19 protein-coding genes are annotated in these 22,946 nt (G+C 69.1%); 9 read left to right on the plus strand and 10 right to left on the minus strand.

The features are described from left to right. Positions 1-73: 73 nt before the first annotated feature. The 4 genes from cydD to hisC form a co-directional block, all read right to left on the minus strand. Positions 74-3,574 (minus strand): thiol reductant ABC exporter subunit CydD, encoded by a 3,501-nt coding sequence (gene cydD / locus ACWD2L_RS24925; RefSeq protein ID WP_351332132.1) that lies wholly within the window; start codon positions 3,572-3,574, stop codon positions 74-76. Between the two features lie 57 nt (positions 3,575-3,631). Continuing rightward, positions 3,632-4,636 carry a cytochrome d ubiquinol oxidase subunit II gene (cydB, locus tag ACWD2L_RS24930; RefSeq protein WP_351332134.1) on the minus strand — a complete coding sequence of 335 codons (1,005 nt, stop codon included), beginning with the start codon at positions 4,634-4,636 and terminating at the stop codon, positions 3,632-3,634. A 13-nt stretch (positions 4,637-4,649) separates the two neighbouring features. Continuing rightward, on the minus strand, positions 4,650-6,224 hold the full coding sequence (locus ACWD2L_RS24935) for a cytochrome ubiquinol oxidase subunit I (RefSeq protein ID WP_351332136.1): 1,575 nt from the start codon (positions 6,222-6,224) through the stop codon (positions 4,650-4,652). A gap of 203 nt (positions 6,225-6,427) precedes the next feature. Continuing rightward, positions 6,428-7,507, minus strand: coding sequence for a histidinol-phosphate transaminase (gene hisC / locus ACWD2L_RS24940; RefSeq protein ID WP_351332139.1), 1,080 nt, complete (start codon positions 7,505-7,507; stop codon positions 6,428-6,430). A gap of 366 nt (positions 7,508-7,873) precedes the next feature. On the opposite strand from hisC, the gene ACWD2L_RS24945 reads away from it, so the two are divergent. The 3 genes from ACWD2L_RS24945 to ACWD2L_RS24955 all read left to right on the plus strand — a co-directional run bounded on the left by ACWD2L_RS24945 (position 7,874) and on the right by ACWD2L_RS24955 (position 11,289). Then, complete coding sequence (locus ACWD2L_RS24945; protein ID WP_351332142.1) at positions 7,874-8,986, plus strand: LacI family DNA-binding transcriptional regulator; 1,113 nt, start codon at positions 7,874-7,876, stop codon at positions 8,984-8,986. 219 nt (positions 8,987-9,205) lie between these two features. Continuing rightward, entirely contained in the window at positions 9,206-10,282 is a 1,077-nt protein-coding gene (locus tag ACWD2L_RS24950) for a metallophosphoesterase (protein ID WP_351332145.1), read from the plus strand. Between the two features lie 182 nt (positions 10,283-10,464). After that, the gene (locus ACWD2L_RS24955) at positions 10,465-11,289 is read left to right on the plus strand and encodes a hypothetical protein (protein WP_351332148.1); all 825 of its coding nucleotides are present in this window, start codon (positions 10,465-10,467) and stop codon (positions 11,287-11,289) included. Between the two features lie 94 nt (positions 11,290-11,383). On the opposite strand, the gene thiC is transcribed toward ACWD2L_RS24955, so the two are convergent. Continuing rightward, entirely contained in the window at positions 11,384-13,162 is a 1,779-nt protein-coding gene (thiC, locus tag ACWD2L_RS24960; RefSeq protein ID WP_351332150.1) for a phosphomethylpyrimidine synthase ThiC, read from the minus strand. Between the two features lie 235 nt (positions 13,163-13,397). Here thiC and ACWD2L_RS24965 point away from each other — a divergent pair, with 235 nt between their 5' ends. Further along, positions 13,398-14,735: a YibE/F family protein gene (locus ACWD2L_RS24965; protein ID WP_351332153.1), complete on the plus strand. Its 1,338-nt coding sequence runs from the start codon at positions 13,398-13,400 to the stop codon at positions 14,733-14,735. A gap of 77 nt (positions 14,736-14,812) precedes the next feature. Here ACWD2L_RS24965 and ACWD2L_RS24970 read toward each other — a convergent pair whose 3' ends face one another. The 4 genes from ACWD2L_RS24970 to ACWD2L_RS24985 all read right to left on the minus strand — a co-directional run bounded on the left by ACWD2L_RS24970 (position 14,813) and on the right by ACWD2L_RS24985 (position 17,079). Beyond that, complete coding sequence (locus ACWD2L_RS24970) at positions 14,813-15,277, minus strand: SsgA family sporulation/cell division regulator (RefSeq protein ID WP_351332156.1); 465 nt, start codon at positions 15,275-15,277, stop codon at positions 14,813-14,815. Positions 15,278-15,378: 101 nt separating this feature from the next. Then, a complete protein-coding gene (locus ACWD2L_RS24975) occupies positions 15,379-16,158 on the minus strand; it encodes an IclR family transcriptional regulator (protein ID WP_351332159.1) in 780 nt (259 codons plus the stop codon). A 196-nt stretch (positions 16,159-16,354) separates the two neighbouring features. Next, the gene (locus ACWD2L_RS24980) at positions 16,355-16,570 is read right to left on the minus strand and encodes a DUF5326 family protein (protein ID WP_351332288.1); all 216 of its coding nucleotides are present in this window, start codon (positions 16,568-16,570) and stop codon (positions 16,355-16,357) included. Between the two features lie 191 nt (positions 16,571-16,761). Beyond that, positions 16,762-17,079, minus strand: coding sequence for a cupin domain-containing protein (locus ACWD2L_RS24985; protein ID WP_351332162.1), 318 nt, complete (start codon positions 17,077-17,079; stop codon positions 16,762-16,764). Between the two features lie 47 nt (positions 17,080-17,126). Here ACWD2L_RS24985 and ACWD2L_RS24990 point away from each other — a divergent pair, with 47 nt between their 5' ends. The 5 genes from ACWD2L_RS24990 (at position 17,127) to ACWD2L_RS25010 (ending at position 21,011) form a co-directional block, all read left to right on the plus strand. After that, a complete protein-coding gene (locus ACWD2L_RS24990) occupies positions 17,127-17,507 on the plus strand; it encodes a phage holin family protein (RefSeq protein WP_351332165.1) in 381 nt (126 codons plus the stop codon). A 12-nt stretch (positions 17,508-17,519) separates the two neighbouring features. After that, positions 17,520-18,014 (plus strand): low molecular weight protein-tyrosine-phosphatase, encoded by a 495-nt coding sequence (locus ACWD2L_RS24995; protein ID WP_351332168.1) that lies wholly within the window; start codon positions 17,520-17,522, stop codon positions 18,012-18,014. Beyond that, a complete protein-coding gene (locus tag ACWD2L_RS25000; RefSeq protein ID WP_351332171.1) occupies positions 18,011-19,156 on the plus strand; it encodes a cystathionine gamma-lyase in 1,146 nt (381 codons plus the stop codon). The genes ACWD2L_RS24995 and ACWD2L_RS25000 overlap by 4 nt, the downstream gene beginning before the upstream one ends. A gap of 408 nt (positions 19,157-19,564) precedes the next feature. Then, positions 19,565-20,470 (plus strand): LysR family transcriptional regulator, encoded by a 906-nt coding sequence (locus tag ACWD2L_RS25005; protein WP_351332174.1) that lies wholly within the window; start codon positions 19,565-19,567, stop codon positions 20,468-20,470. A gap of 58 nt (positions 20,471-20,528) precedes the next feature. Next, positions 20,529-21,011: an NUDIX hydrolase gene (locus ACWD2L_RS25010; protein ID WP_351332177.1), complete on the plus strand. Its 483-nt coding sequence runs from the start codon at positions 20,529-20,531 to the stop codon at positions 21,009-21,011. A 29-nt stretch (positions 21,012-21,040) separates the two neighbouring features. On the opposite strand, the gene ACWD2L_RS25015 is transcribed toward ACWD2L_RS25010, so the two are convergent. Continuing rightward, positions 21,041-22,441 (minus strand): globin domain-containing protein, encoded by a 1,401-nt coding sequence (locus tag ACWD2L_RS25015; RefSeq protein ID WP_451191463.1) that lies wholly within the window; start codon positions 22,439-22,441, stop codon positions 21,041-21,043. Between the last annotated feature and the right edge of the window lie 505 nt (positions 22,442-22,946).

The raw sequence follows: 22,946 nt of genomic DNA on the forward strand, positions 1-22,946 counted from the left end.
GCGACGAGCCTAATTAGTGCCGATTGGCGAGGAAAGTCGGGATCCGGATGGGCGGAGGGGCCCAGGCGGTTCCTCAGCTTCCCGCGCCGGCCAGCGCCTCCGCCGCGCCCTCCCGGCGCCGCAGCTCCCGGAGCGGGCCGTCGACCGCGACGAGCTCGGCGTACGGGCCGCGCTGGGCGACCCGGCCCCCGTCGAGCACGAGCACCTCGTCCACGGCCTCAAGACCGGCGAGCCTGTGCGTGATCAACACCGTCGTCCGCCCCCGCGTGGCATCCAGGAGATCCGCGGTGAGCGCGTCCGCCGTCTCCAGATCGAGGTGTTCGGCGGGCTCGTCGAGCACGAGGACGGGGAAGTCGGCGAGCAGCGCGCGGGCGAGCGCGAGCCGCTGCCGCTGGCCGCCCGAGAGACGTGCGGCGTGCTCACCCACCAGGGTGTCGAGCCCGTCCGGCAGCGCCTGCGCCCACTCCCGAAGACGTACGCGGCCGAGTACCGCCCACAGCTCGTCCTCGCTGGCGCCCTTCTTGGCAAGCAACAGGTTCTCGCGGAGGCTGCTGTCGAAGAGGTGCGCATCCTGGGCGCACAGCCCGACGACGCGCCGGACCTCGTCGCCGTCGAGAGCCACCGCCTCGACACCGCCGAGCGTGTACGTCCCGGCGTCCGCGTCGAGGAAGCGCAGCAACACCTGGGCGAGAGTGGTCTTGCCGGACCCCGACGGCCCGACGACGGCGACGCGGCGGCCGCGCTCCAGCGTCAGATCGAGGCCGGCGAGCGCGTCCCGCTCCTGGCCCTCGTAGCGGGCGCTGAGGCCGCGCACGGCGAGCGGGAAGGGGTCCTGCGGCGCTTGTGCGGGCCGCTCGGGCTCCCGTACGGGTTCCGGCGCGTCCAGGACCTCATACACCCGCTCAGCGCTCTTGTGGACGCGCTGGCGGTGCTGCACGGCGAGCGGCAGGCCGAGCACCGCCTCGAACGCGGCGAGCGGGGTCAGGACGACGACCGCGAGGGACACCCCGTGGAGCTGTCCGGTGCGTACGCCCTGGATGCCGACGAGCGCGGCCGCCGCCACGGTCAGGCCGGTGATCAGCGCGGTCAGTCCGTCGCCGAGCGCGGTCGCGGTGGCGGCGCGGGAGGCGATCCGCGTCAGCACGGAGTCGGCCTCCGCGGCCTCCTGCGTACGTCGTGGCAGCGCGCCGGAGACCGTCAGTTCGGCGGTACCGGTGAGCAGTTCGGTGGCTTTCGTGGCGAGCTCCCCCCGCGCGGGGGCCAGCCTCCGCTCCGCACGCCGGGACACCGCGCCCGCCAACAGCGGCACTCCGACCCCGGCGAGCAGCAGCCCCACGGTGAGCACGGCGCCGGCGGCGGGCAACAGCCACGCGGTGAACGCCACCGACCCCACGCCCACCAGCGCGGCGGCCGACGCGGGCAACAGCCAGCGCAGCCAGTAGTCCTGAAGGGCGTCGACATCGGCGACGAGCCGGGAGAGCAGGTCGCCGCGCCGCGTCGTACGCAGCCCCGCCGGGGCGAGCCGCTCCAGGCGCCGGTACACGGCGACCCGGGTGTCGGCCAGCATCCGCAGCACCGCGTCGTGCGACACGAGCCGCTCCAGGTACCGGAAGATCGCCCGCCCGATGCCGAACGCGCGCGTGGCCGTGACCGCGACCATCAGGTACAGCACCGGCGGCATCTGCGAGGCGCGCGAGATCAGCCAGCCGGACGTCGCCATCAGGCCGACCGCGCTGCCGAGCGCGAGCGCGCCGAGCAGCAGGGCGAGGATGAGCCGGGAGTGGCGCGGCCTGGCGGCGGCGCGCAGCCGTGCGAGCACATGACGCCGGTCCACAGGCGCGTCGCCGCTCACCTCCACCGGAGCGGCTTCGACGGCACCGGCGAGGGCCTGCGCGGACGGGCTGCCCTGCGCGGCGCCACGCAGCTGCGCCGGCACCGCGCCAGGTGCCTCGATCCGTACGACCCGGTCCGCGACGGCGAGCAGGGCGGGACGGTGCACGACGAGCAGCACGGTCCGCCCCACGGCGAGCCTGCGCACGGCGTCGACGATGCCCGCCTCGGTCTCCCCGTCGAGCGCGGCCGTGGGCTCGTCGAGCAGCACGAACGGCCGGTCCGCGAGGAAGGCCCGTGCGAGCGCGAGCCGCTGGCGCTGCCCGGCGGAGAGCCCGGCGCCGTCCTCCCCGAGCACGCTCGCCACGCCCTCGGACAGCGCCTCGACGAACTCCAGCGCCCCGGCCTCCCGCAGCGCGGCGAGCACCGCGGCGTCATCGGCCCCGGGCCGCGCGAGCCGTACGTTGTCCGCGATCGAACCGGCGTACAGCTGCGGCCGCTGCGGAACCCACGCCACGCGCGCGTGCCACGCCTCGCGCGACATCTCGGCGAGGTCGACACCGCCGACGACGATCCGCCCACTACAGGGGCGTACAAAACCCAACAGGGCGCCGACCAGCGTCGACTTGCCCGCGCCACTAGGACCGACAAGGGCTACCGTCTCGCCCTCGGCGACCTTGAAGGAGACATCGGAGACCGCCTCCGAAGACCGCCCTTCGTAGCGAACAGAAACGCTTTCAAACCCGATTCCACCGGCCGAAGGGACACCCCGCGTGCCGTCCTCGGGCAGCGGTGACTCCAGAACCGCGAAGATCTCCTCCGCCGCGGCGAGCCCCTCGGCCGCCGCGTGGTACTGCGCGCCCACCTGCCGAAGCGGCAGATACGCCTCGGGCGCGAGCACCAGAATCACGAGCCCGATGTACAGATCCATCTCACCGTGCACGAGCCGCATGCCGATGGTCACGGCGACGAGCGCCACCGAGAGCGTGGCCAGCAACTCCAGCGCGAACGACGAGAGGAAGGCGATCCGCAGGGTGCGCATCGTCGCCCTGCGGTACTCGCCGGTGATCTTGCGGATGGACTCGGCCTGGGCCTTGGCACGACCGAACACCTTCAGGGTCGGCAGGCCCGCGACGACGTCCAAAAAGTGGCCCGAAAGGCGGGAGAGCAGCCGCCACTGGCGGTCCATCCGGGACTGGGTCGCCCAGCCGATCAGCATCATGAAGATCGGGATGAGGGGCAACGTGCCGACGATGATCGCCGCCGACACCCAGTCCTCGGTGACGACGCGGGCGAGCACCGCCACCGGGACCACCACCGCGAGCCCCAACTGCGGCAGATAGCGGGAGAAGTAGTCGTCGAGGGCGTCCACCCCGCGCGTCGCGAGCGCCACGAGCGACCCGGTGCGCTGCCCGCTCAACCACCCCGGACCGAGCCGCGAGGCCCGCTCCAACAGCCGCCTGCGCAGCTCCGACTTGACCGCCGCACTCGCCCGGTGCGCGGCCAGCTCGGTCAGCCAGGCCACGAGCCCACGCCCTGCCGCGACCGCCGTCAACAGCAGCAGCGGCGTGCGCAGTTCGGCCACGTCGAGGCCGTGCTGGAACGCGCCCACCACGACCTCGGCGATGAGCATCGCCTGCGCGATGACCAGGCCCGCCCCGGCGGCGCCCAGCACCACCACCGCGATCAGGAAGAGGCGAGAGGCCCGGCCGTACCGGAACAGACGCTGGTCGATCGGTTTCACGTGAAACACACCCTCACGTAGACGGGTTGAAGGAGCTCACTGCGCCCCTGAAGACGCTCAGTGCGCCTCGGCAGGCATGTGATTCGTGCCGAGCCGCTTGCGGAAGACCCAGTAGGTCCAGCCCTGGTAGAGCAGAACCAGCGGCGTCATGATCCCGGCGACCCAGGTCATCACCTTCAGCGTGTACGGACCCGAGGACGTGTTGTCGATCGTCAGGTTCCACGCCTCGTTGAGCGAGGACGGCATGACGTTCGGCGCCAGGGACAGGAAGATCACCGCCACCACCGCCGCGATCGCGATCCCGTTGAAGCTGAAGGCCCAGCCCTCGCGCCCCTTGGCGTTCATCACGAGCGTCCCGAGCAGCCCGATGACCGCCACGGCGAACGCCACCGCGGTCCACACCGTTCCGCGCTCGACCTGGATCCAGGCGAGGAACCCGCCGCCAAGGAGCACGGTGGCCACACCGGCCTTCGTCGCGAGCGCACGCGCCCGTCCCCGGATGTCGCCCTGCGTCTTCAAAGCCGTGAACACGGCGCCGTGCAGCGTGCACACGGCGGTGAAGGCAAGGCCGCCGAGCAGTCCCCACCAGGTCAGCAGGTCGCCGAACGAACCGGCGAAATCCTGATGGGAGTTGATCGGCACACCGTGCACCATGTCGGCGAACATCACGCCCCACAGGAACGGCAGCAGCAGCGAGGTGACGAAGAGCACCAGCTCCCAGTTGCGCTGCCAGCTCTCCTCCGGCCGCTTGTGCCGGTACTCGAAGGACAGCACCCGCACGATCAACAGCAGCAGCGCGAGCACGAGCAGCATGTAGAAGGCGCTGAAGAACGTCGCGTACCAGACGGGGAACGCGGCGAACATCGCGCCGGCCGCGGTGAGCAGCCAGACCTCGTTGCCGTCCCACACCGGCCCGATGATGTTGATCAGCACGCGCCGCTCGGTCCTGTCGCGCGCGAGAAGCCGCGTCAGGATGCCCACCCCGAAGTCGAAGCCTTCGAGGAAGAAGTAGCCGGTCCACAGAACGGCGATCAGAAGGAACCAGAAGTCGTTGAGGCCCATGGCGTTTCTCCTCTCAGTACGCGAAGGTCATTGGCTTGTCGGCGTCGTCGTCATCGGAGTCGTCCCCCGAAGGACCACGCAGCTTCGGGTCCTTGGTGGGCGGTTCCTCGTCCGTGTCGGGACCCTTGACGGCGTACTTCTTCATCAGCCGTACGTTGATCCAGAACAGCACCGCGTACAGCAGGGTCAGAGCGGTCAGCGAGATCGCCATCTCGGTCTGACTGACGCCGGGGGAGACCGAGTCCGCGGTCTTGAACAGGCCGAAGACGGCCCAGGGCTGGCGGCCCATCTCGGTGAAGATCCAGCCGATGGAGTTGGCGATGAAGGGGAAAATCAGCGAGGCCATGCCGACCCGCCAGCCCCACTTGGTGACGGTCGGGCCGAGTTCCTTCTTGTTGGTGAGCATCAGCTTGGGGATTTCGTCCTCACCCCTTCGATGCTCGGGCAGCAGCCATCGCCTCTTGCGGGTCAGCCAGAATCCGGCGCCCGCGGCGACGGCGGCGGTGAGCCCGATGCCGATCATCAGGCGGAAGCCCCAGAAGGTGACGAAGATGTTGGGGACGTAGTCCTCGGGCTGGCCGCCGTACTTCTCGGCCTCGGCCTTGGCGGTCTCGTGGATGCCGGGGACACAGCTGGTGAAGTTGTCGTCGGCCAGGAAGGAGAGCAGGCCCGGAAGCTCTATCTCGGCGGAGTTGTGGCCCTTGTTCACGTTGCCGATGGCGAAGATGGAGAACGGCGCGGGGCATTCGGTGTCCCAGAGCGCCTCGGCCGAGGCCATCTTCATCGGCTGCTGCTTGAACATCACCTTGGCCAGCTGGTCGCCGGAGAGGGCGACCAGGACGCCCGCGATCATCGCGGTGACCAGGCCGATCCGGAGCGAGCTGCGCAGCGTGACGATCCGCTTCCGGTCGACCTGCTCACCGGCGTCCTTCTGCTTCTTGATCTTCCAGAGCAGGAAGCTGGCGATGCCGATCATGAAGGCTCCGCCGGTCAGGAAGGCGGAGGAGACCGTGTGCGAGAACTGGACGACCGCGGTGTTCTGGAAGAGCACGTGCCAGATGTCGTTGAGACGGGCCACGCCCGTCTTGCTGTCGATCTCGTAGCCGACCGGGTGCTGCATCCAGGAGTTGGCCGCCAGGATGAAGTAGGCCGAGGCGAGCGTGCCGATCGACACCATCCACATGCAGGCGCAGTGGATCTTCTTCGGCAGCTTGTCCCAGCCGAAGATCCACAGCCCGATGAAGGTGGACTCGAAGAAGAAGGCGATCAGCGCCTCCATCGCGAGCGGGGCGCCGAAGACGTCCCCGACGAACTTCGAGTAGTCCGACCAGTTCATGCCGAACTGGAACTCCTGCACGAGACCGGTGGCGACACCGATCGCGATATTGATCAGGAAAAGCTTCCCCCAGAACTTCGTGGCGTGGAAGTACTTCTCCTTGCCCGTGCGCACCCATGCCGTCTCCAGGCCCGCCGTGAGCGCGGCAAGAGAGATCGTCAGCGGGACGAACAGGAAGTGGTAGACGGTGGTGATGCCGAACTGCCATCGCGCCAGGGTCTCCGGTGCGAGGGCGATCGTTGTCGGGTCCACTGCGTCTTCTCCTTACCTCGCCGTGGTCACAGCGGCAGCTTGCCCCTTTAATCCCACAAATCCCGGGAGGAACCGGGACACGCTTGTGAACGCGTTCACATTCACAAGCATTATGTCGTACTGGTTGTCGGCATACGAAGGGGGGTCCCCCGTTATTTCGGGAGACCCCTGTCACTACGATCCACGCGCCAACGCGCGGTGCTCTACAGCTCCTTGCGGAACTCCTCGGCCGTCCGCAGGAAGATGTCGTTGGCCTCGGTCTCCGCGACCGTGGTCCGCACACCCTCACCCGCGAACGGCCGCACGACCACGCCCGCCCGCTCACAGGCCGCCGCGAAGTCCGTCGTCTTCTCCCCCAGGCGCAGCCACACGAAGTTGGCCTGCGTCTCGGGCACCGTCCAGCCCTGCGCCCGCAGCCCCTCGACGACCCGCGTGCGCTCGGTCACCAACGAGCCGACCCGGCCGAGCAGCTCGTCCTCGGCGCGCAGCGAGGCGACCGCCGCGTCCTGCGCGAGCTGGCTCACACCGAAGGGCACCGCCGTCTTGCGCAGCGCCGCGGCGACCGGATCGTGCGCGATGGCGAAACCCACGCGGAGCCCCGCGAGTCCGTACGCCTTCGAGAAGGTCCGCAGCACCGCCACGTTCGGCCGGTCCCGGTAGACCTCGACGCCGTCCGGCACCTCGGGATCGCGGATGAACTCGCGGTACGCCTCGTCGAGGACCACCAGGACATCGGAGGGCACCCGGTCGAGGAACCGTTCCAGCTCGGCCCGGCGGATGGCATTGCCCGTGGGGTTGTTGGGGTTGCAGACGAAGATGAGGCGCGTGCGGTCGGTGATCGCGTCGACCATGGCGTCCAGGTCGTGGTCCTCGCTCGCCGTGAGCGGCACCTGCACCGACTTCGCGCCGCTGATCTGCGTGATGATCGGGTACGCCTCGAAGGACCGCCACGGGTAGATGACCTCGTCGCCCGGCCCCGCGGTCGCCTGGAGCAGCTGCTGCGCGACACCGACCGAGCCGGTCCCCGTGGCCAGATGCGCGAGGGGCACACCGAAACGGTCGGAAAGCTCGTTCATCAGGCCGGTGCACGCCATGTCCGGGTAGCGGTTGAAGGTCCCGGCGGCCGCGATCGTCTGCTCCATCACTCCGGGCAGCGGAGGATACGGGTTCTCGTTGGAGGACAGCTTGTACGCCACTGGCCCCCCGGCAGCGGCCGGCTTGCCGGGCTTGTAGGCAGGGATCCCCGCCAGCTCCGCACGCAGCTTGGGGTTGATCTCGCTCACCGCAGTCCTCCTTGTGGGCACCGTTCCAATACTGCTCACCTTAAGAGGATTCGCCACGCTCCCCAACGGCCCGGGTCCCGCCCCTCCCCAAGGCGCGCGGAGAGGGGGGAGCGCTCCTCGCCCTGGCGCGCGCCGGTGGCTCGCGCCGTGGCGCGCATCACCCGTGAAGGTGAGTTGAGACCTACTCGCAACATCGCCGACTTGGCAGGCCCATGCGTGACGACAAGCGAAGTGCCATAGTGGAACCCTTCAACTCCCTTTTATTTAAAGGTTGATGATGGGTAATCACCTTGCAGAAACGTGCCTGTCAACGCCTGCATATGCACCCCCACCATGCAGCCGAATGAGCCCTACTATCGGCTCGCCATGACAGCAGCAGGGAAGCACCAGGTGAGCCGGGCAGAGACGCCCCGCAAGGGCACCCGGCCGAGCCGGGCAGGTATCAGAGATGTTGCCGCAGCCGCCGGGGTCTCGATCACGACTGTGTCCGATGCGCTCAACGGTAAGGGCCGGCTCCCGGACGCCACCCGAAGCCACGTCCGCGAGGTCGCCGAACGGTTGGGCTATCGCCCCTCCGCGGCCGCTCGCACGCTCCGTACCGGGAAATCGGGCCTCATCGGCCTGACCGTGACGACGTACGGGGATGAACCTTTCACCTTCACAGAATTCGCGTACTTCGCCGAGATGGCGCGCGCCGCCACCTCCGCCGCGCTCGCCCGCGGGTACGCCCTCGTCATCCTGCCCGCCACCTCACGCCATGACGTCTGGTCGAACGTCGCACTCGACGGCACCGTCGTCATCGACCCCTCCGACCACGATCCGGTCGTCACCGAGCTGGTCCGTCAGGGCCTGCCCGTCGTCTCCGACGGACGTCCCGCGGGCACCCTGCCCGTGACCGCCTGGGTCGACAACGACCACGAGGCCGCCGTGCTCGGCATCCTCGACCACCTGGCCGAGTCCGGCGCCCGCCGCATCGGCCTGCTGACCGGCACCACCACCGACACGTACACGCACCTCTCCACCTCGGCGTATCTGCGCTGGTGCGAGCGCATCGGACAGGAACCGGTCTACGAGTCGTACCCCGCGCACGACCCGTGCGCGGGCGCCGTCGCAGCCGACCGGCTGCTCGCCCGGCCCGACCGCCCCGACGCGGTCTACGGCCTCTTCGATCCCAACGGCACCGATCTGCTCGCGGCCGCGCGCCGCTACGGGCTACGCGTCCCGGACGATCTGCTGCTGGTGTGCTGCAGCGAGTCGACCGTCTACGCGAATACGGAACCGCCCATCACCACCCTCTCGCTCAAACCGCGGCGGATCGGGACGTCCGTCGTGCAGCTCCTCATCGACGCCATCGAGGGGCTCGACTCCGACCAGCCGGTCGAGCAGGTGATGCCGACGGAACTCATCGTGCGGACCTCGTCCCACCGACGCCCACACCGCACCACGGTCAGCCCTCCCCGCTCTCCGGGACAGGGCTGACCGCCCCCGACCGCCCCCTCCATCTGCTCCACCGAAGAGAAAAGTCCACACCAATTCGGGAGAAATGCACGGCGATCAGCCGCCCGTCACCGATTCACCACCCCTGGTGCATCACACAGCGCGAGCCGCATTCCTATGATGGGCGCACGACACCGCGGGCCGCTGCGACCAGGCAGTCCGATACGGTGCACAGGCGGCGCAATGGTGGTGGAGGGGTCGATGACTCAGGGGGCCGGTCTGGGATCCGCAGCGGACACGGAGACGCTGCGCGACTTCCGTGTTCCCGCGTACGTCCATGACGTACCGGCGAACGTGCAGCCGACGGACCCCGACGTCGCCCCGCCCGGCGCCGAGAATCCCGAGGATCATCCCGTCGGTTACACGCCGACCGAGCGCGATCTGCCGGTCATCGACCAGGGCGACACCGTCCGGATCGAGGCGGCGCAGCCCGCGCCCACGGGGGACGAGGGCCTCGGCCCGCTGTACGTCGTCGGCGATGTGCACGGCTACCTCGACGAGCTGCTCGCCGCGCTCCGCGAGCAGGGCCTGATCGACGCGGAGGGCGAGTGGGCGGCGGGCACCGCGCGCCTGTGGTTCCTCGGAGACTTCACCGACCGCGGGCCCGACGGGATCGGCGTCATCGACCTCGTCATGCGGCTGTCCGCGGAGGCGGCGGCAGCGGGCGGCTACTGCAAGGCGCTCATGGGCAACCACGAGCTGCTGCTGCTCGGCGCGAAGCGGTTCGGCGACACGCCCGTGAACTCGGGCGCGGGCACCGCCACGTTCCAGGCGGCCTGGTTGCTCAACGGCGGGCAGAAGGCCGACATGGACCGCCTCCAGGACGTGCACCTGCAGTGGATGTCCCGGCTCGACGCGATCGAGATCGAGGACGACCACCTGCTCACGCACTCGGACACCACCGCGTATCTCGACTACGGCGATTCCATCGAGGCCGTCAACGACACGGTGCGCGAGACCCTCACGCGCAATGACGCGGACGAGTGCTGGGACCTGTTCCGCAAGTTCACCAAGCGGTTCGCGTTCAAGGACGAGGAGTCGGGACCCGGCGCGGTGCGGCAGCTCCTCGACGCCTTTGGCGGCTCGCGCATCGTGCACGGCCACAGCCCGATCCCGTATCTGCTCGGCGAGGTCGGTGGTGAGGACGGCGACAGCGAGGCCGGCAGGCCCCCCGTCGAGGGCCCGCATGTGTACGCGAACGGCCTGGCCATCGCCATGGACGGCGGCGTAACCATGGCCGGAAAACTGCTCGTCCAGCAACTCCCCATGGATATCTGAGACTTCGCGGGGCAGACGCGAAAGCGGAGGATCCGACCGGCCGCCCGGCCAATTTCCGGAAACCCCCTGTCACCGCGTGCCGTGACAGCTCTACCATCGGCTTATCCGTAGCAGGCTCCCCTCCGTTTCTGCCCGACGGCTCGCACCCATGCGGGCCACCAAGCCCTACGGAGCATCGGGGGATGCACATGAACAGCGCTCCGCATTTGCTGAACGAGGACCGTCCAGAGTTCGAGCGGCTCCTCGATGACGCGCTGCGTACCGCACCGAATCGGCCTGAACTCGCCGCAGTGGGCCGGCGGCTCAACCCCGAACAGCTGCGCACCATGGCGCTCGGCGCCGCCGCCCTGATCAACACGGCGGCCGCCGACGAGTACCAGCGCTACGTCAAGGTCCGCGAGGAACTGCGCTCCACGCCGCGGCTCCTGCGTCCGCTACGCGAAGGAGGCAACTCCAGCGGGGAGAGCACGGGTCCGGGCGTCGCCGCGGTCGCCGTCGTGCTCGTCCCGGTCCTGGCCGGGACCGCGGCCCTGATCTTCCTGATCGTCGGCTACGTCCTGAGCATGCTCAACCCGGTTCCGGGCTTCGCCAGGACCCTGCGCACCTTCGGCTGGGTCTTCGGCGCGATCACCGCGGCGAGCATCCTCGTCGCGGCCGTCTGCCTGCTGATCGCGGCGCTGCGCAATGGCTCGACGTCGCTCCAGGCGAGCGCGCACGGCGAGGCGAGCGAGGAAGTGAAGCAGGCCAGGGAGGCCTGGCGCGTCGCGCTCCTGGACCGGGGCATCCTGCCGTTCCTGCGGGACGCCCTGGCGGATCCCTCGGCGGGCGGCGGCTCGCACCTCGGGGGCCGCGGCGGCTCCGGCGGGCGCATGCCGCAACTCGGCTACAACAGGCCGGGGTTCAGCAGCCCCGACGGCGGCGGCACGGCCACGGGCCAGCGCGCCGGCTATTCGAGCCCGGACTTCTCCAGCCCGGACTTCGGCGGCCCGGACCACCAGCCGGACTGACCCTCCGGTGGCCGCCTGGCCGCGACGGACACTGGGCCCCTCGCGCACGAGGGGCCCCACCGTCACGCGGTCATGCCGTCACGGCTTCACGCGGTCAGTCGGCGATCGGCAGATACACGCGGTTGCCGGCCTGCGCGAACTCCTTCGACTTCTGCTCCATGCCCTCCTCGATCTCCGAGGACGTGCTGCCGTGCTCGCGCCGGATGTCCTGCGAGATCTTCATCGAGCAGAACTTCGGCCCGCACATCGAGCAGAAGTGCGCCGTCTTCGCGGGCTCCGCCGGCAGCGTCTCGTCGTGGAACTCCCGCGCCGTGTCCGGGTCGAGGGCCAGGTTGAACTGGTCCTCCCACCGGAACTCGAACCGTGCGTCGGAGAGCGCGTCGTCCCAGGCCTGCGCGTCCGGGTGGCCCTTGGCGAGGTCCGCCGCATGCGCCGCGATCTTGTACGTGATGACGCCGGTCTTCACGTCGTCCCGGTTGGGCAGGCCCAGGTGCTCCTTCGGTGTGACGTAGCAGAGCATCGCCGTGCCCCACCAGGCGATCATCGCGGCGCCGATCCCGGACGTGATGTGGTCGTACGCCGGGGCGACATCGGTGGTCAGCGGGCCGAGCGTGTAGAACGGCGCCTCCTCGCAGATCTCCTGCTGGAGGTCGATGTTCTCCTTGATCTTGTGCATCGGGACGTGACCCGGGCCCTCGATCATCGTCTGCACATGGTGGCGCTTGGCGATGGAGTTCAGCTCACCGAGCGTCCGCAGCTCCGCGAACTGCGCCTCGTCGTTGGCGTCCGCGATGCAGCCGGGACGCAGGCCGTCGCCGAGCGAGTACGTGACGTCGTACGCCGCGAGGATCTCGCAGAGCTCCTCGAAGTGCTCGTAGAGGAAGCTCTCCCTGTGGTGCGCGAGGCACCACGCGGCCATGATCGAGCCACCGCGGGAGACGATGCCGGTCTTGCGGTCGGCGGTCATCGGGACGAACGGGAGGCGGACGCCCGCGTGGACCGTCATGTAGTCCACGCCCTGCTCGGCCTGCTCGATGACCGTGTCCTTGTAGATCTCCCAGGTCAGTTCCTCGGCCCTGCCGTCGACCTTTTCGAGCGCCTGGTAGAGCGGCACGGTGCCGATCGGGACGGGGGAGTTGCGCAGCACCCATTCACGCGTGGTGTGGATGTTGCGGCCGGTGGAGAGGTCCATGACCGTGTCGGCGCCCCACTTGCTCGCCCAGGTCATCTTGTCCACCTCCTCCTCGATGGAGCTCGTCACGGCCGAGTTGCCGATATTGGCGTTGACCTTCACCAGGAAACGCTTGCCGATGATCATCGGCTCGATCTCCGGGTGGTTGACGTTCGCGGGCAGCACGGCCCGGCCCGCCGCGATCTCCTCACGCACGACCTCCGGCGCGACGTTCTCCCGGATGGCCACGTACTCCATCTCCGGGGTGATCTCCCCCCGGCGTGCGTACGCGAGCTGGGTCACGGCCCGTCCGTCCCGGCCGCGGCGCGGCTGGCGCGGGCGGCCGGGGAAGACGGCGTCGAGATTCTTCAGCCCCCCGCCGCGCGGCGACGTGTGCTTGATGCCGTCGTCCTCGGGACGGGCGGGGCGACCCGCGTACTCCTCGGTGTCGCCGCGGGCGATGATCCAGTTCTCCCGCAGCGGCGCGAGACCGCGGCGGACATCGGTGTCGACGGTCGGGTCGGTGTACGGACCTGAGGTGTCGTACAACGTCACCGACTGCCCATTGGTGAGGTGCACTTGACGGACCGGCACCTGGAGGTCGGGGCGCGAGCCCCTGATGTACCCCTTGTGCCAGCCGATGGACTGGCCGGCCTCCGCGGTCGAGCTGGAGGCAGGCGTGTGCGCGTCCGTTGTGGTCATGAGACCTACTCCCTACGCCGGCATTACCCGGTAACAGGTTCAGCGGTCGACGCAGCGATATCCGTCCCCTGGTCGCGCAACTCCACGCTGTTTCACGTGAAACGCGCTGGGACGAAGGTCAGCGCCCTCTCAGCCCGGTGCTCCGAGCTCCCGCGATGGCAAAAGCGCCTCCACGCTAACGTGGCGTACGCCGCGTTGAACAGAGGGCCCCCTCCGTTCTTGCGATGATCTGGCGGTGACCACCAGCCAGCAGCCCCCAGCTCCGCCGTCCCACCCGCCGCATGGGCACTCCCACAGCCACGGTCCAGCGGCGCCTGTCTCGCGGCACCTGCGCAAAGTGATCGCGGCCGTCCTGATCCCGTTCTCGGTCGCGGTCGTGGTGGGTCTCGCGGTGCTCTGGCCGGGCGGCGCACCGCCGCACGAGCGCAGCGGTGTCGGCTTCGACCGGCAGACGCAGCAGGCCACGGTCACCCGGGTCGCACAGGTCGACTGCTCGTCCGTGCACGCCCAGGGGCAGAGCCCGACCGGGGACGCCACAGCGCAGCAGGGCACCACAGGCAAGCAGAATCCTGGTGGCACCTGTGAAAACGCGACGATCCGGATCGACGGCGGCAAGGACAAGGGCCGCACGTTCACCGAGGTCGTACAGCCGGATTCACCGCGGCAGTTGCACGAGGGCCAGAAGGTGATCGCCGCCTACGCGCCGGACGCGCCCAAGGACCTGCAGTACTCGGTCACCGATGTGAACCGCAAGGTTCCGATGGTCCTGCTGGCCGGAATCTTCGCCCTGGCCGTGGTCGTGGTGGGCCGGATGCGCGGCGTCATGGCCCTCGTCGCGCTCGCGGTCAGTTTTCTGGTGCTGACGCTCTTCATCCTCCCCGCGATTCTGCAGGGGTCGAACCCCCTGGTCGTCGCGGTGGTCGGAGCCAGCGCGATCATGCTGATCGCGCTCTACATGTGTCACGGCCTGACGGCCAGAACCTCCGTCGCCGTGCTCGGCACCCTCGTCTCTCTGCTGCTGATCGGCCTGTTGGGTTCGCTGTTCATCGGCTGGGCGGCCCTGACGGGCAATACCGACGACAACACGGGGCTGATCCACGGCCTGTACCCGGACATCGACATGAGCGGTCTACTGCTCGCCGGCGTCATCATCGGTTCGCTCGGCGTGCTCGACGATGTGACGGTCACACAGACCTCTGCCGTGTGGGAGCTGCACGAGGCGAACCCGACGCTGGGCCGACGCGCCCTGTACCGGGCGGCGATCCGCATCGGCCGCGACCACATCGCGTCCGTCGTCAACACGCTCGTCCTGGCTTACGCGGGGGCGGCGCTGCCGCTGCTGCTGCTCTTCTCCATCGCGCAGAGCAGCGTCGCCGACGTGGCCAACAGTGAGCTGGTGGCCGAGGAGATCGTGCGTACGCTGGTCGGCTCGATCGGCCTCGTCGCCTCGGTGCCGGTGACCACCGCACTGGCCGCGCTCGTGGTCTCCGCCGACCGCCCGGAGACACGGGAGCCCGCGAAGGACGCTCCCGCTCCTGGACGCGGTGGCCGAGGCCGGCGGCGTAAACGCTGAAAGGCGCGGAACTGCTCGGGTGCACCGCGCTGCTGAAGCGTTACCTCTGATCCGGTGTCGTGCGAGCCGCTGGGGAGTCAGCCCGCACTCTGCTCCTCGGCGAGGATCCGGTCGAGAGCCTCGTCGAGGTCGGACTCGAAGTCCACGCCCGACTCCTCGTGGCCCAGCGGGACGAGCTTGTCCGTCCGGTCGAGGAACGCGATGAGCGGTGCGACCCCGGCCCGGAACAGGGCCTGATCCGCACCGACCTGGAGTCTGATGTGCACCTCTCCCGGCATCTCGCCGACGGCGCCACCCACCAGCTCCACCGGTGTGACCTGTACATCCCCTTCGCCGCTGGCCCCGTTGACCCCGTCGACGAGGAGTTCCCGGCCGAACGCCCAGGTCACGGGCGCGTCTCCGGGGAGATGGAAGGTCAGCCGCACGGCGTAGGGATCGGTGGACTCGTACCGGAGCTCCACCGGAATGCGGAACGAGAGCTCCTCGGAGACGAGGAAGCTCATCATGACCTCTGCTTGGACTGCTTGTACCGACTCGCGCATCGCCTACCCCGTCAACTTGCCGTCGATTGGCCAGGAAACTACCTCCCTGCCACTGCTGGCATCTTGCTCAACGTACACACGGGATCACAAGGAGTGAGTTTTCAAATGCTGATAGAGAAGGCGAGTGTTCCTACAAGCTTGCCGATCTCGTGCTGCAACTGCCGTGCTGTGGGCAGCAGTTGCTCCGCCTGATGGGAAGGGAGAGAAATGGCCAAAGTTGCCGCGGCCGACCCGATCGTCAGCGGAAACGCGGCGCAGGCCGCACCCAGCGCGTACTCCTGACGCTCGACGAGCGGTTCCATGCGGCCCACCCGGTTCAACTTCCGTAGCAACGCACGGTCGTCCCGGACCGAATACGGAGTGATGGGCTGCACGGGGTAGCGGTCGAGATGGTCCTTGCGGGCCCCCTCGTCGAGCTGGGAGAGCAGACACTGGCCGATGGCGTGGGCATGGCCGGTCTCCCGGAAGTCGGCCCACTCCTCGACGGCCGGATTGGACGAGGAGTCGGCGACGGCGACGAGCTCGATCTCGCCGTCCCGGTAGACCGCGAAATAGACCGGGACGCCGATGGTGTCGCGCCAGTGCCGGAGCGCGTCGGTGATCATGCCGCGACGATTCTGCTGTGCTCCGCTGCTGCTCAAACGCTCGGCGGCGGCACCGAATACGAAGACGCCGTTCTCCCGGCGGAGATATCCCTCATGGGCCAGCGTGCGCAGCAGGTGGTACGCGGTGGGAAGGGCGAGGCCGGCTTCCCGCGCGAGTTGCTTGGCCGGCGCCCCGTCGTCATGGGAAGCGACCGCCTCGAGCAGTCGCATGGCCCGCTGTACGGAGCCGATGAGTGTCTGCGGGGCGGCGGCGGGTGCGGTATCGACCGTGGCCAAGGTTCACTCCCGATGCGCGTGGGGAACCCCCGCGTGTTCGAGGCTCGCAGGGGGCTAAAGCCATCGAATTCCGGACTCTAACCCTTGGCCACCGATTGGCGCCCGCCGCGCAAGGAAACTTCCCCCGGTCGTGCGAAAGGTCGCGCGACGCAACGACCGGGACCCGCACACAAGTGCGTGCGGCCTCAGTGCGGCCTCACCAGTCGCGGCTCCGCGACGACGAACCGACCAGGAACTTCCGCACTACGTAGATGAGTCCACCCACCAGAGCGGCGAACACGAGCACCTTGAACAGCAGGCCGATCACAAAGCCGACGACGCTCGCGATCAGACCGCCGAACACGACGATGGCGATGACCGGCACCGCGACCCACTTCACCCACCACGGCATGTCCGCGAATATCTCTCGCACTGCCATCGCTCCTTCGTTGTCTCTTCGATACTGCTGCTTCGATTACTGCTGCTTCGAGCTTCTGCTGCCTCGAGCTTCTGCTTCGATGTTGGCACGTCGCAGGCCCGCGCGGGCCTGTCCGATCCCTTGTCCTCCCCTGACCCGACCCTTAGGGAACCCCGAGGTGCGGCCCGCCCGTGAGGCCGACCCCCTCAGCCCTCCGGAGGCGAGAAGACGACGAGGACGCGCAGGTCCTCGCTGATGTGGTGGAACTTGTGCGCGACACCGGCCGGCACGTACACCACGCTGCCCCGGGCGACCTGAGTGGTCTCCATGCCGACGGTGATCGAACCGTGCCCGCTGACCACCAGGTAGACCTCGTCCTGGTTGTGCGGCTGCTGCGGGTCCTGCGTGCCCGCGTCGAGTGCGTACAGCCCGACCGACATATTGCGCTCCCGCAGGAACTGCAGATACGCCCCGTCGTTGGCGGCCCTCTCCGCCTCGAGCTCATCCAACCGGAACGACTTCATCGCCCTCTCCACCCCTGTCACCAGTCACGTCTGCCACGATCAGACACATGATGAATTTCCTAGTCAAGACGCTCGCCAACGCGGGAGCCCTGGCCGTCGCGGTCTGGGTGCTCGACAAGATCACCCTCACCGGCGACAGCACCGGCAAGAAGATCGGCACGCTGGTCCTCGTCGCCCTCATCTTCGGCCTGGTCAATGTGATCGTGAAGCCGATCGTAAAGCTCCTGACCTTCCCGCTGTTCATCCTCACGCTCGGCCTGATCACGCTGATCGTGAACGCCCTGATGCTGCTGCTGACGTCGTGGCTGGCCGACCAGGTGGACCTGAGCTTCCACGTCGACGGCCTCTGGACCGCGATCCTCGGCGGCCTGATCGTGTCGATCGTCTCCTGGGCGCTGAACGTCGTACTGCCCGACGGCAAGGACTGAGAGCGTCAGAGGATGACCTACCGCGTCTGTTTCGTCTGCACCGGCAACATCTGCCGCTCGCCCATGGCCGAGCACGTCTTCCGCGCCCGCGTCGAGGAGGCGGGGCTCGACGGCCTCGTCGAGGTCGACAGCGCGGGCACCGACGGCTGGCACGAGGGCGACGGCGCCGACCCGCGCACCGTCCGCGTCCTCACCGAGAACGGCTACGGCTCCGAGCACACGGCCCGCCGGTTCCACCGCGACTGGTTCGCCCGCCTCGACCTGGTCGTCGCACTCGACCACGGCCATCTGCGGACACTGCGCCGCCTGGCGTCGACACCCGAGGACGCCGAGAAGGTGCGGCTGCTGCGTTCCTACGATGCCGGGGCCGCCGCCTCGGACCTGGAAGTCCCCGATCCGTACTACGGCGATCTGGGAGGCTTCGAGGAGTGCCTGAAGCTGGTCGAGGCGGCCTCCGACGGCCTTCTCGTATCCGTACGCGAAGCAGTGGAGGGACGGGTCGCATGACGGAGCGCTCAGCACTGGAGCCGGGAGACGGCACGCGGGCGGTCCGGGCGGGTCTGCCCGAACCGGTCAAGAACGAACCGACCCTGCCGGGGCCGGTGTTCGCCGCACACTTCCACTTGCCCGGCGATGTGTCGGGGCCCTATGCGTACGGCCGCGACGAGAACCCGACGTGGACGCATCTCGAGCGCGCCATCAACGAGTTGGAGGCTCCGGGGCGCTCCGGTGTGGAGACGCTGGCCTTCGCCTCCGGCATGGCGGCGATCTCCGCGGTCCTCTTCTCGCAGCTCCGCGCCGGTGACGCGGTGGTCCTGCCGGCCGACGGCTACCAGGTCTTCCCGCTCGTCCGCGAGCAACTCACGGCGTACGGAATCGAGGTGCGGACCGCACCGACCGGCGGTGACGCGCAGCTCGACGTGCTCGACGGGGCGCGCCTGCTGTGGCTGGAGACGCCGTCCAACCCCGGCCTCGACGTCTGCGACATCCGGCGCCTCGCCGACGCCGCCCACGCGCACGGGGCGCTCGTCGCGGTGGACAACACGCTCGCGACGCCGCTCGGGCAGCGCCCGTTGGAGCTCGGCGCGGACTTCGCGGTGGCCAGCGGCACCAAGCAGCTCACGGGTCACGGCGATGTCCTGCTCGGCTACGTCGCGTGCGCCGACGCCGAGTTGGTCGCCTCGGTGAAACGCTGGCGCAAGATCGTCGGGGCGATTCCGGGGCCGATGGAGGCCTGGCTCGCGCACCGGTCCCTCGCCACGCTCGAGCTGCGCGCCGAGCGGCAGAGCGCCAACGCACTGGCCGTGGCGCACGCCCTACTGGCACGCGCGGACGTCTCCAGGGTGCGCCATCCCGGTCTGCCCGACGATCCGTCCCACCGCGTCGCCGCAGGTCAGATGCGGCGCTTCGGCTGTGTGGTCGCCTTCGAGCTGCCCTCGCGCGTCCGGGCCGAGCGGTTCCTGGAAGCCCTGACCCTGGTGGACGACGCGACGAGCTTCGGCGGCGTACGGTCCACTGCCGAGCGGCGCGGGCGCTGGGGCGGGGATGCCGTCACCGAGGGCTTCATCCGCTTCTCAGCGGGCGCCGAGAACACCGAGGACCTGGTGGCGGACGTGCTGCGGGCGCTGGACGAGGCCCACGACGGGTGAGTTCACCACGCGGCCGGAACGGGCCCTAGGGTCCTTCTGACGGACCAGGCTGGATGCGGGAGGCCTCTCCATTCGGCTCCGCGAGCGGGGGCTGGTGCGTGCAGCTGCAAGGCGGAGGAGGGCGACAACGCGGAGCGTTGGCAACCGACGACAACGCAGCAGATGTGCGCACCAGGGCCCGCGACCCCAGCAAGATCCGTCAGAAGGGCCCTAGTACCGCGCTACGTACAACGGACGGTCCGAGCCTCCCCCCTCGTGGCTCGGACCGTCCCGGTTCTTGCGCGCGAAGAACCGCGCGCACAAGGCTAGTTGACTCTGTGTCAGTGTCCAATCACTGTAGCGACAGAGACCTATCGACTTATTTATAGTTGGGCGCGGCCGGGGGGTTGGGGAGGGAGACGTGCCGCGATGGATCTCGCCTTACTGCGCACCTTTGTGACGGTGCACCGCGCCGGTTCGTTCACCCGTGCCGCCGCTCTGCTCGGGCTGTCCCAACCGGCGGTCACCTCCCAGATCCGCACGCTGGAGCGGCAGCTGGGGCGCCCGCTCTTCCTGCGCCAGGCGCGCGGCGTGACGGCCACGACGATCGGCGACGAGCTGGCCCACAAGGCGGCTCCGCATCTCGACGCCCTCGTGGAGATAGCCGAAGCCGGGCTCGACGAGGAGTCCGCCGGGCGCACCCTGCACCTGGCCGGGCCCCCGGAGTTCACCGCGGAGCGCGCCCTGCCCGCGCTGACAGCCCTGCCCCGAGACAACGGGCAGAGCATCGCGTTGCGGGCGAGCTTCGGTACGGCCGAGGAAACCCTGGAAGGGCTGGCTGCGGGGCATCACGATCTGGCCATCGCGACGGCCCATCCACGCGGCGCCCTGCTCACGGCGACTCCGCTCTGCGACGAGGAGCACGTGCTGGCCGCCGCCCCCCGTTTGGCCGCCCGGATCGGCCCCGGCATGCTGCACCGCGACGCGGCGCCGTCCCTGGAGAAGTTCCCAGTGGTCGAGGTGCACGAGTCGTTGCCCCTGGTCAGCCGCTACTGGGCCGCCGTCTTCGACTCCCGGCCCGCCGTGTCCGCCACGGTCGTCGTGCCCGATCTGCGCGCCGTACTCGCCTGTGTGATCGCGGGTGCCGGACTCGCGGTCCTGCCGCGCTATCTGTGCGAGGAGAACTTGGAGCGTGGGCAGATCGTCGCCCTGCTCGACCCGCCCGTACCGCCACTGCGTACGTATTTCCTGGTGGTGCGCACCGGCACACTCGCCATGCCACACATCGCGCGGGCGCATGAGTGGCTGCTGCGCGCTGCCGTCGACTGGTCGTGAGCGGGCGCCGAGCGATGCGGGATGTTTCACGTGGAACCAGCCGGGCCACATTTCTCCCATGACCGTCCGACCCGTGGTCAAGCGCACCGCACGCGCCGTCCTGCTGGATGGCGACGACCTGATCCTGATCAAGCGGACCAAGCCCGGCGTCGATCCGTACTGGGTAACTCCCGGTGGCGGGGTCGAGCCGGAGGACACGACCGTCGTGGACGCCCTCCATCGCGAGGTGCACGAGGAACTCGGCGCCAAGATCATCGACGTGGTGCCCTGCTTCGTGGACACCGTCGAGCACATCGGCGAGGACGGCGGCGCGACCGGCGTGAAGGTCCAGCACTTCTTCGTCTGCCGACTGGAGTCGATGGACACCGACGAGCGGCACGGGCCCGAGATCGAGGACCCGTGCGGCGACTACGAGATCGTGCGGGTGCCGTTCACCCGCGTCGGCATCGCCTCGGTCCATCTGGTGCCGCTCTCGCTGCGTCACTACCTGGACGGCAACATCGAGGGGGTCCGTGCGATGCACGCACCCGATCTGGGCTGACACCTCGCTGTAGGAGGCATGTCGCGGTCTCAGTCCACCGCCGCGACCAGGTCCTCGACCGAATCGTGCCGGATGCGGCTGCCGGGGATACCGATGCGCCGCAAGGTGTCGATGCTGCTGCGGATCATGCCGGGCGGCCCGGAGAGATACGCGTCGTACTCGTTCCAGGGGCCGTACTCCCGTACCGCGTCCGGCAGCTGGAGGTGGGCCTGCTGGTCGACGATGGGGCGCACCGAGAGCCATGCGTGGCTCTGCGAGAGGCGCAGCATCGTGTCGATGTCGTACAGGTCGTGATTGGTGCGGGCGCCGTAGAACACCTCGACCGAGCGCTGGTGCCCGTGTTCGGCCACGTCCTCGACGAGCGCCTTGATGGGCGCGATGCCGGTGCCACCACCCAGGCAGAGCAGCCCGCTGTCCGTGGTGTGGTCGACGGTCATGGAGCCGGCGGGCGGGCCGAGGCGCAGCACGTCGCCGGGGCGGGCCCGGTGCACGAGGGCATTGGAGACCCAGCCCGCCGGGACCGCCTTCACGTGGAACGAGAGCAGCCCGTCCGAGCGGGGCGCTGACGCGAACGAGTAGTGCCGCCAGATCCGCGGCCACCAGGGTGTCTCCAGCGTCGTGTACTGACCGGCCAGGAACGGGTAGGGCTGATCGGGCCGTACGGTCACCACCGCGACATCGGGAGTGCGCAGGTCGTGCGACACGACCTCGGCCAGCCACCAGGCCGGTGCCCTCAGCTCGTCCTCGGCCGCCGCGTCGATCATGACCTGGGAGATCGTCGTGTACGTGCGGACCCAGGCGGCCTCGGTCTCCGCGTTCCACGTTGTGGTGGCGTACTGGGTGAGCGCGGCGATCAGGCACTCGCCGACGGCCGGGTAGTGGTCGGCCTGCGTGCCGTACTTTCGGTGCCCGCGGCCCAGATTCTTCAGGTACGCCACGAGGACGTCCTTGTTGTCGATGTGCTCGGCGGCGGTCAGCAGCGCCTTGAGGAGCCGGTCGCGCTGGGTGTCCATCGCCGCAGGGAAGAGCGGGCGCAGTTCGGGGTGCCGCACGAAGAGCAGCGCGTAGAAGTACGACGTGACTCTGTCCGCGACGGGGCCGATCTCCTCCATGGTGCGGCGGATGAGGATCGCGTCGGGGGAGGCATGGGGAGCGGTGCGTGCAGAGGCGGCCGTGGGGCCGGGTGCCTCTGCGGCGCGCGGCGGGGCGGGCGCTTGCGTCTGCTGTGTCGGCTGCGGCTGCTGCACGGCCGGTGCCTGGCGCGGCTCCGGTATTCGGTGCTCCTCCTGCGTCGCCTCCTGGCCGGAACCGGTGGTGGGCGGCTGCGGGGCCGGGGCCGTGCGCGGCGTGAACCAGCCCCCACCGTCCGAACCGGAATCGGCCGACGGCGTAGTGGTCGGAGCGTCCATGCTGTGCCTCGCCTCGAACATATTTCGGTCGGTCAACGTACTCCCGAGCTGTTCCGCACCCGGAAACGATGGGCTTTCCCCCGCGTGCCTCGACGACAATGCAGTCCACATTGAACACTGCATTCCGGACGGCTACTGACAAGTAAGGTGAGAGTGTGACATTGTCCGCAGTCCTCTCACCGCAGCCTGCCATCCGGTGTCATTGCCCAGAACGCAAAGCGGAAAGTGCAGGTCTTCGATCTCTCCGTCCCGTTAGGCTGCGTGGGCCTGCGCGCACCACGGGCTTCCCCTCGGCCTTCTTCGGCCACCCGGCGCGATCCGGACCCGACGATACCGGCCGCCTCGAAGTCGACAACCCCCTACCGGCATAACTGCGGATTAAGCGAACTCCGGCCACTTCGTAAATTCCTCAATTACCGGCCTCGGCGCGCCAATTCGCGCGTCCCGCGCCGTCGAGCGCGGGCGAGAGCCGCCCCCGGCGCCATGTTTCACGTGAAACTCCCGGCGCGGCCGAAAGCGCCGGGTC

This window comes from Streptomyces sp. NPDC002754, from assembly GCF_053592315.1.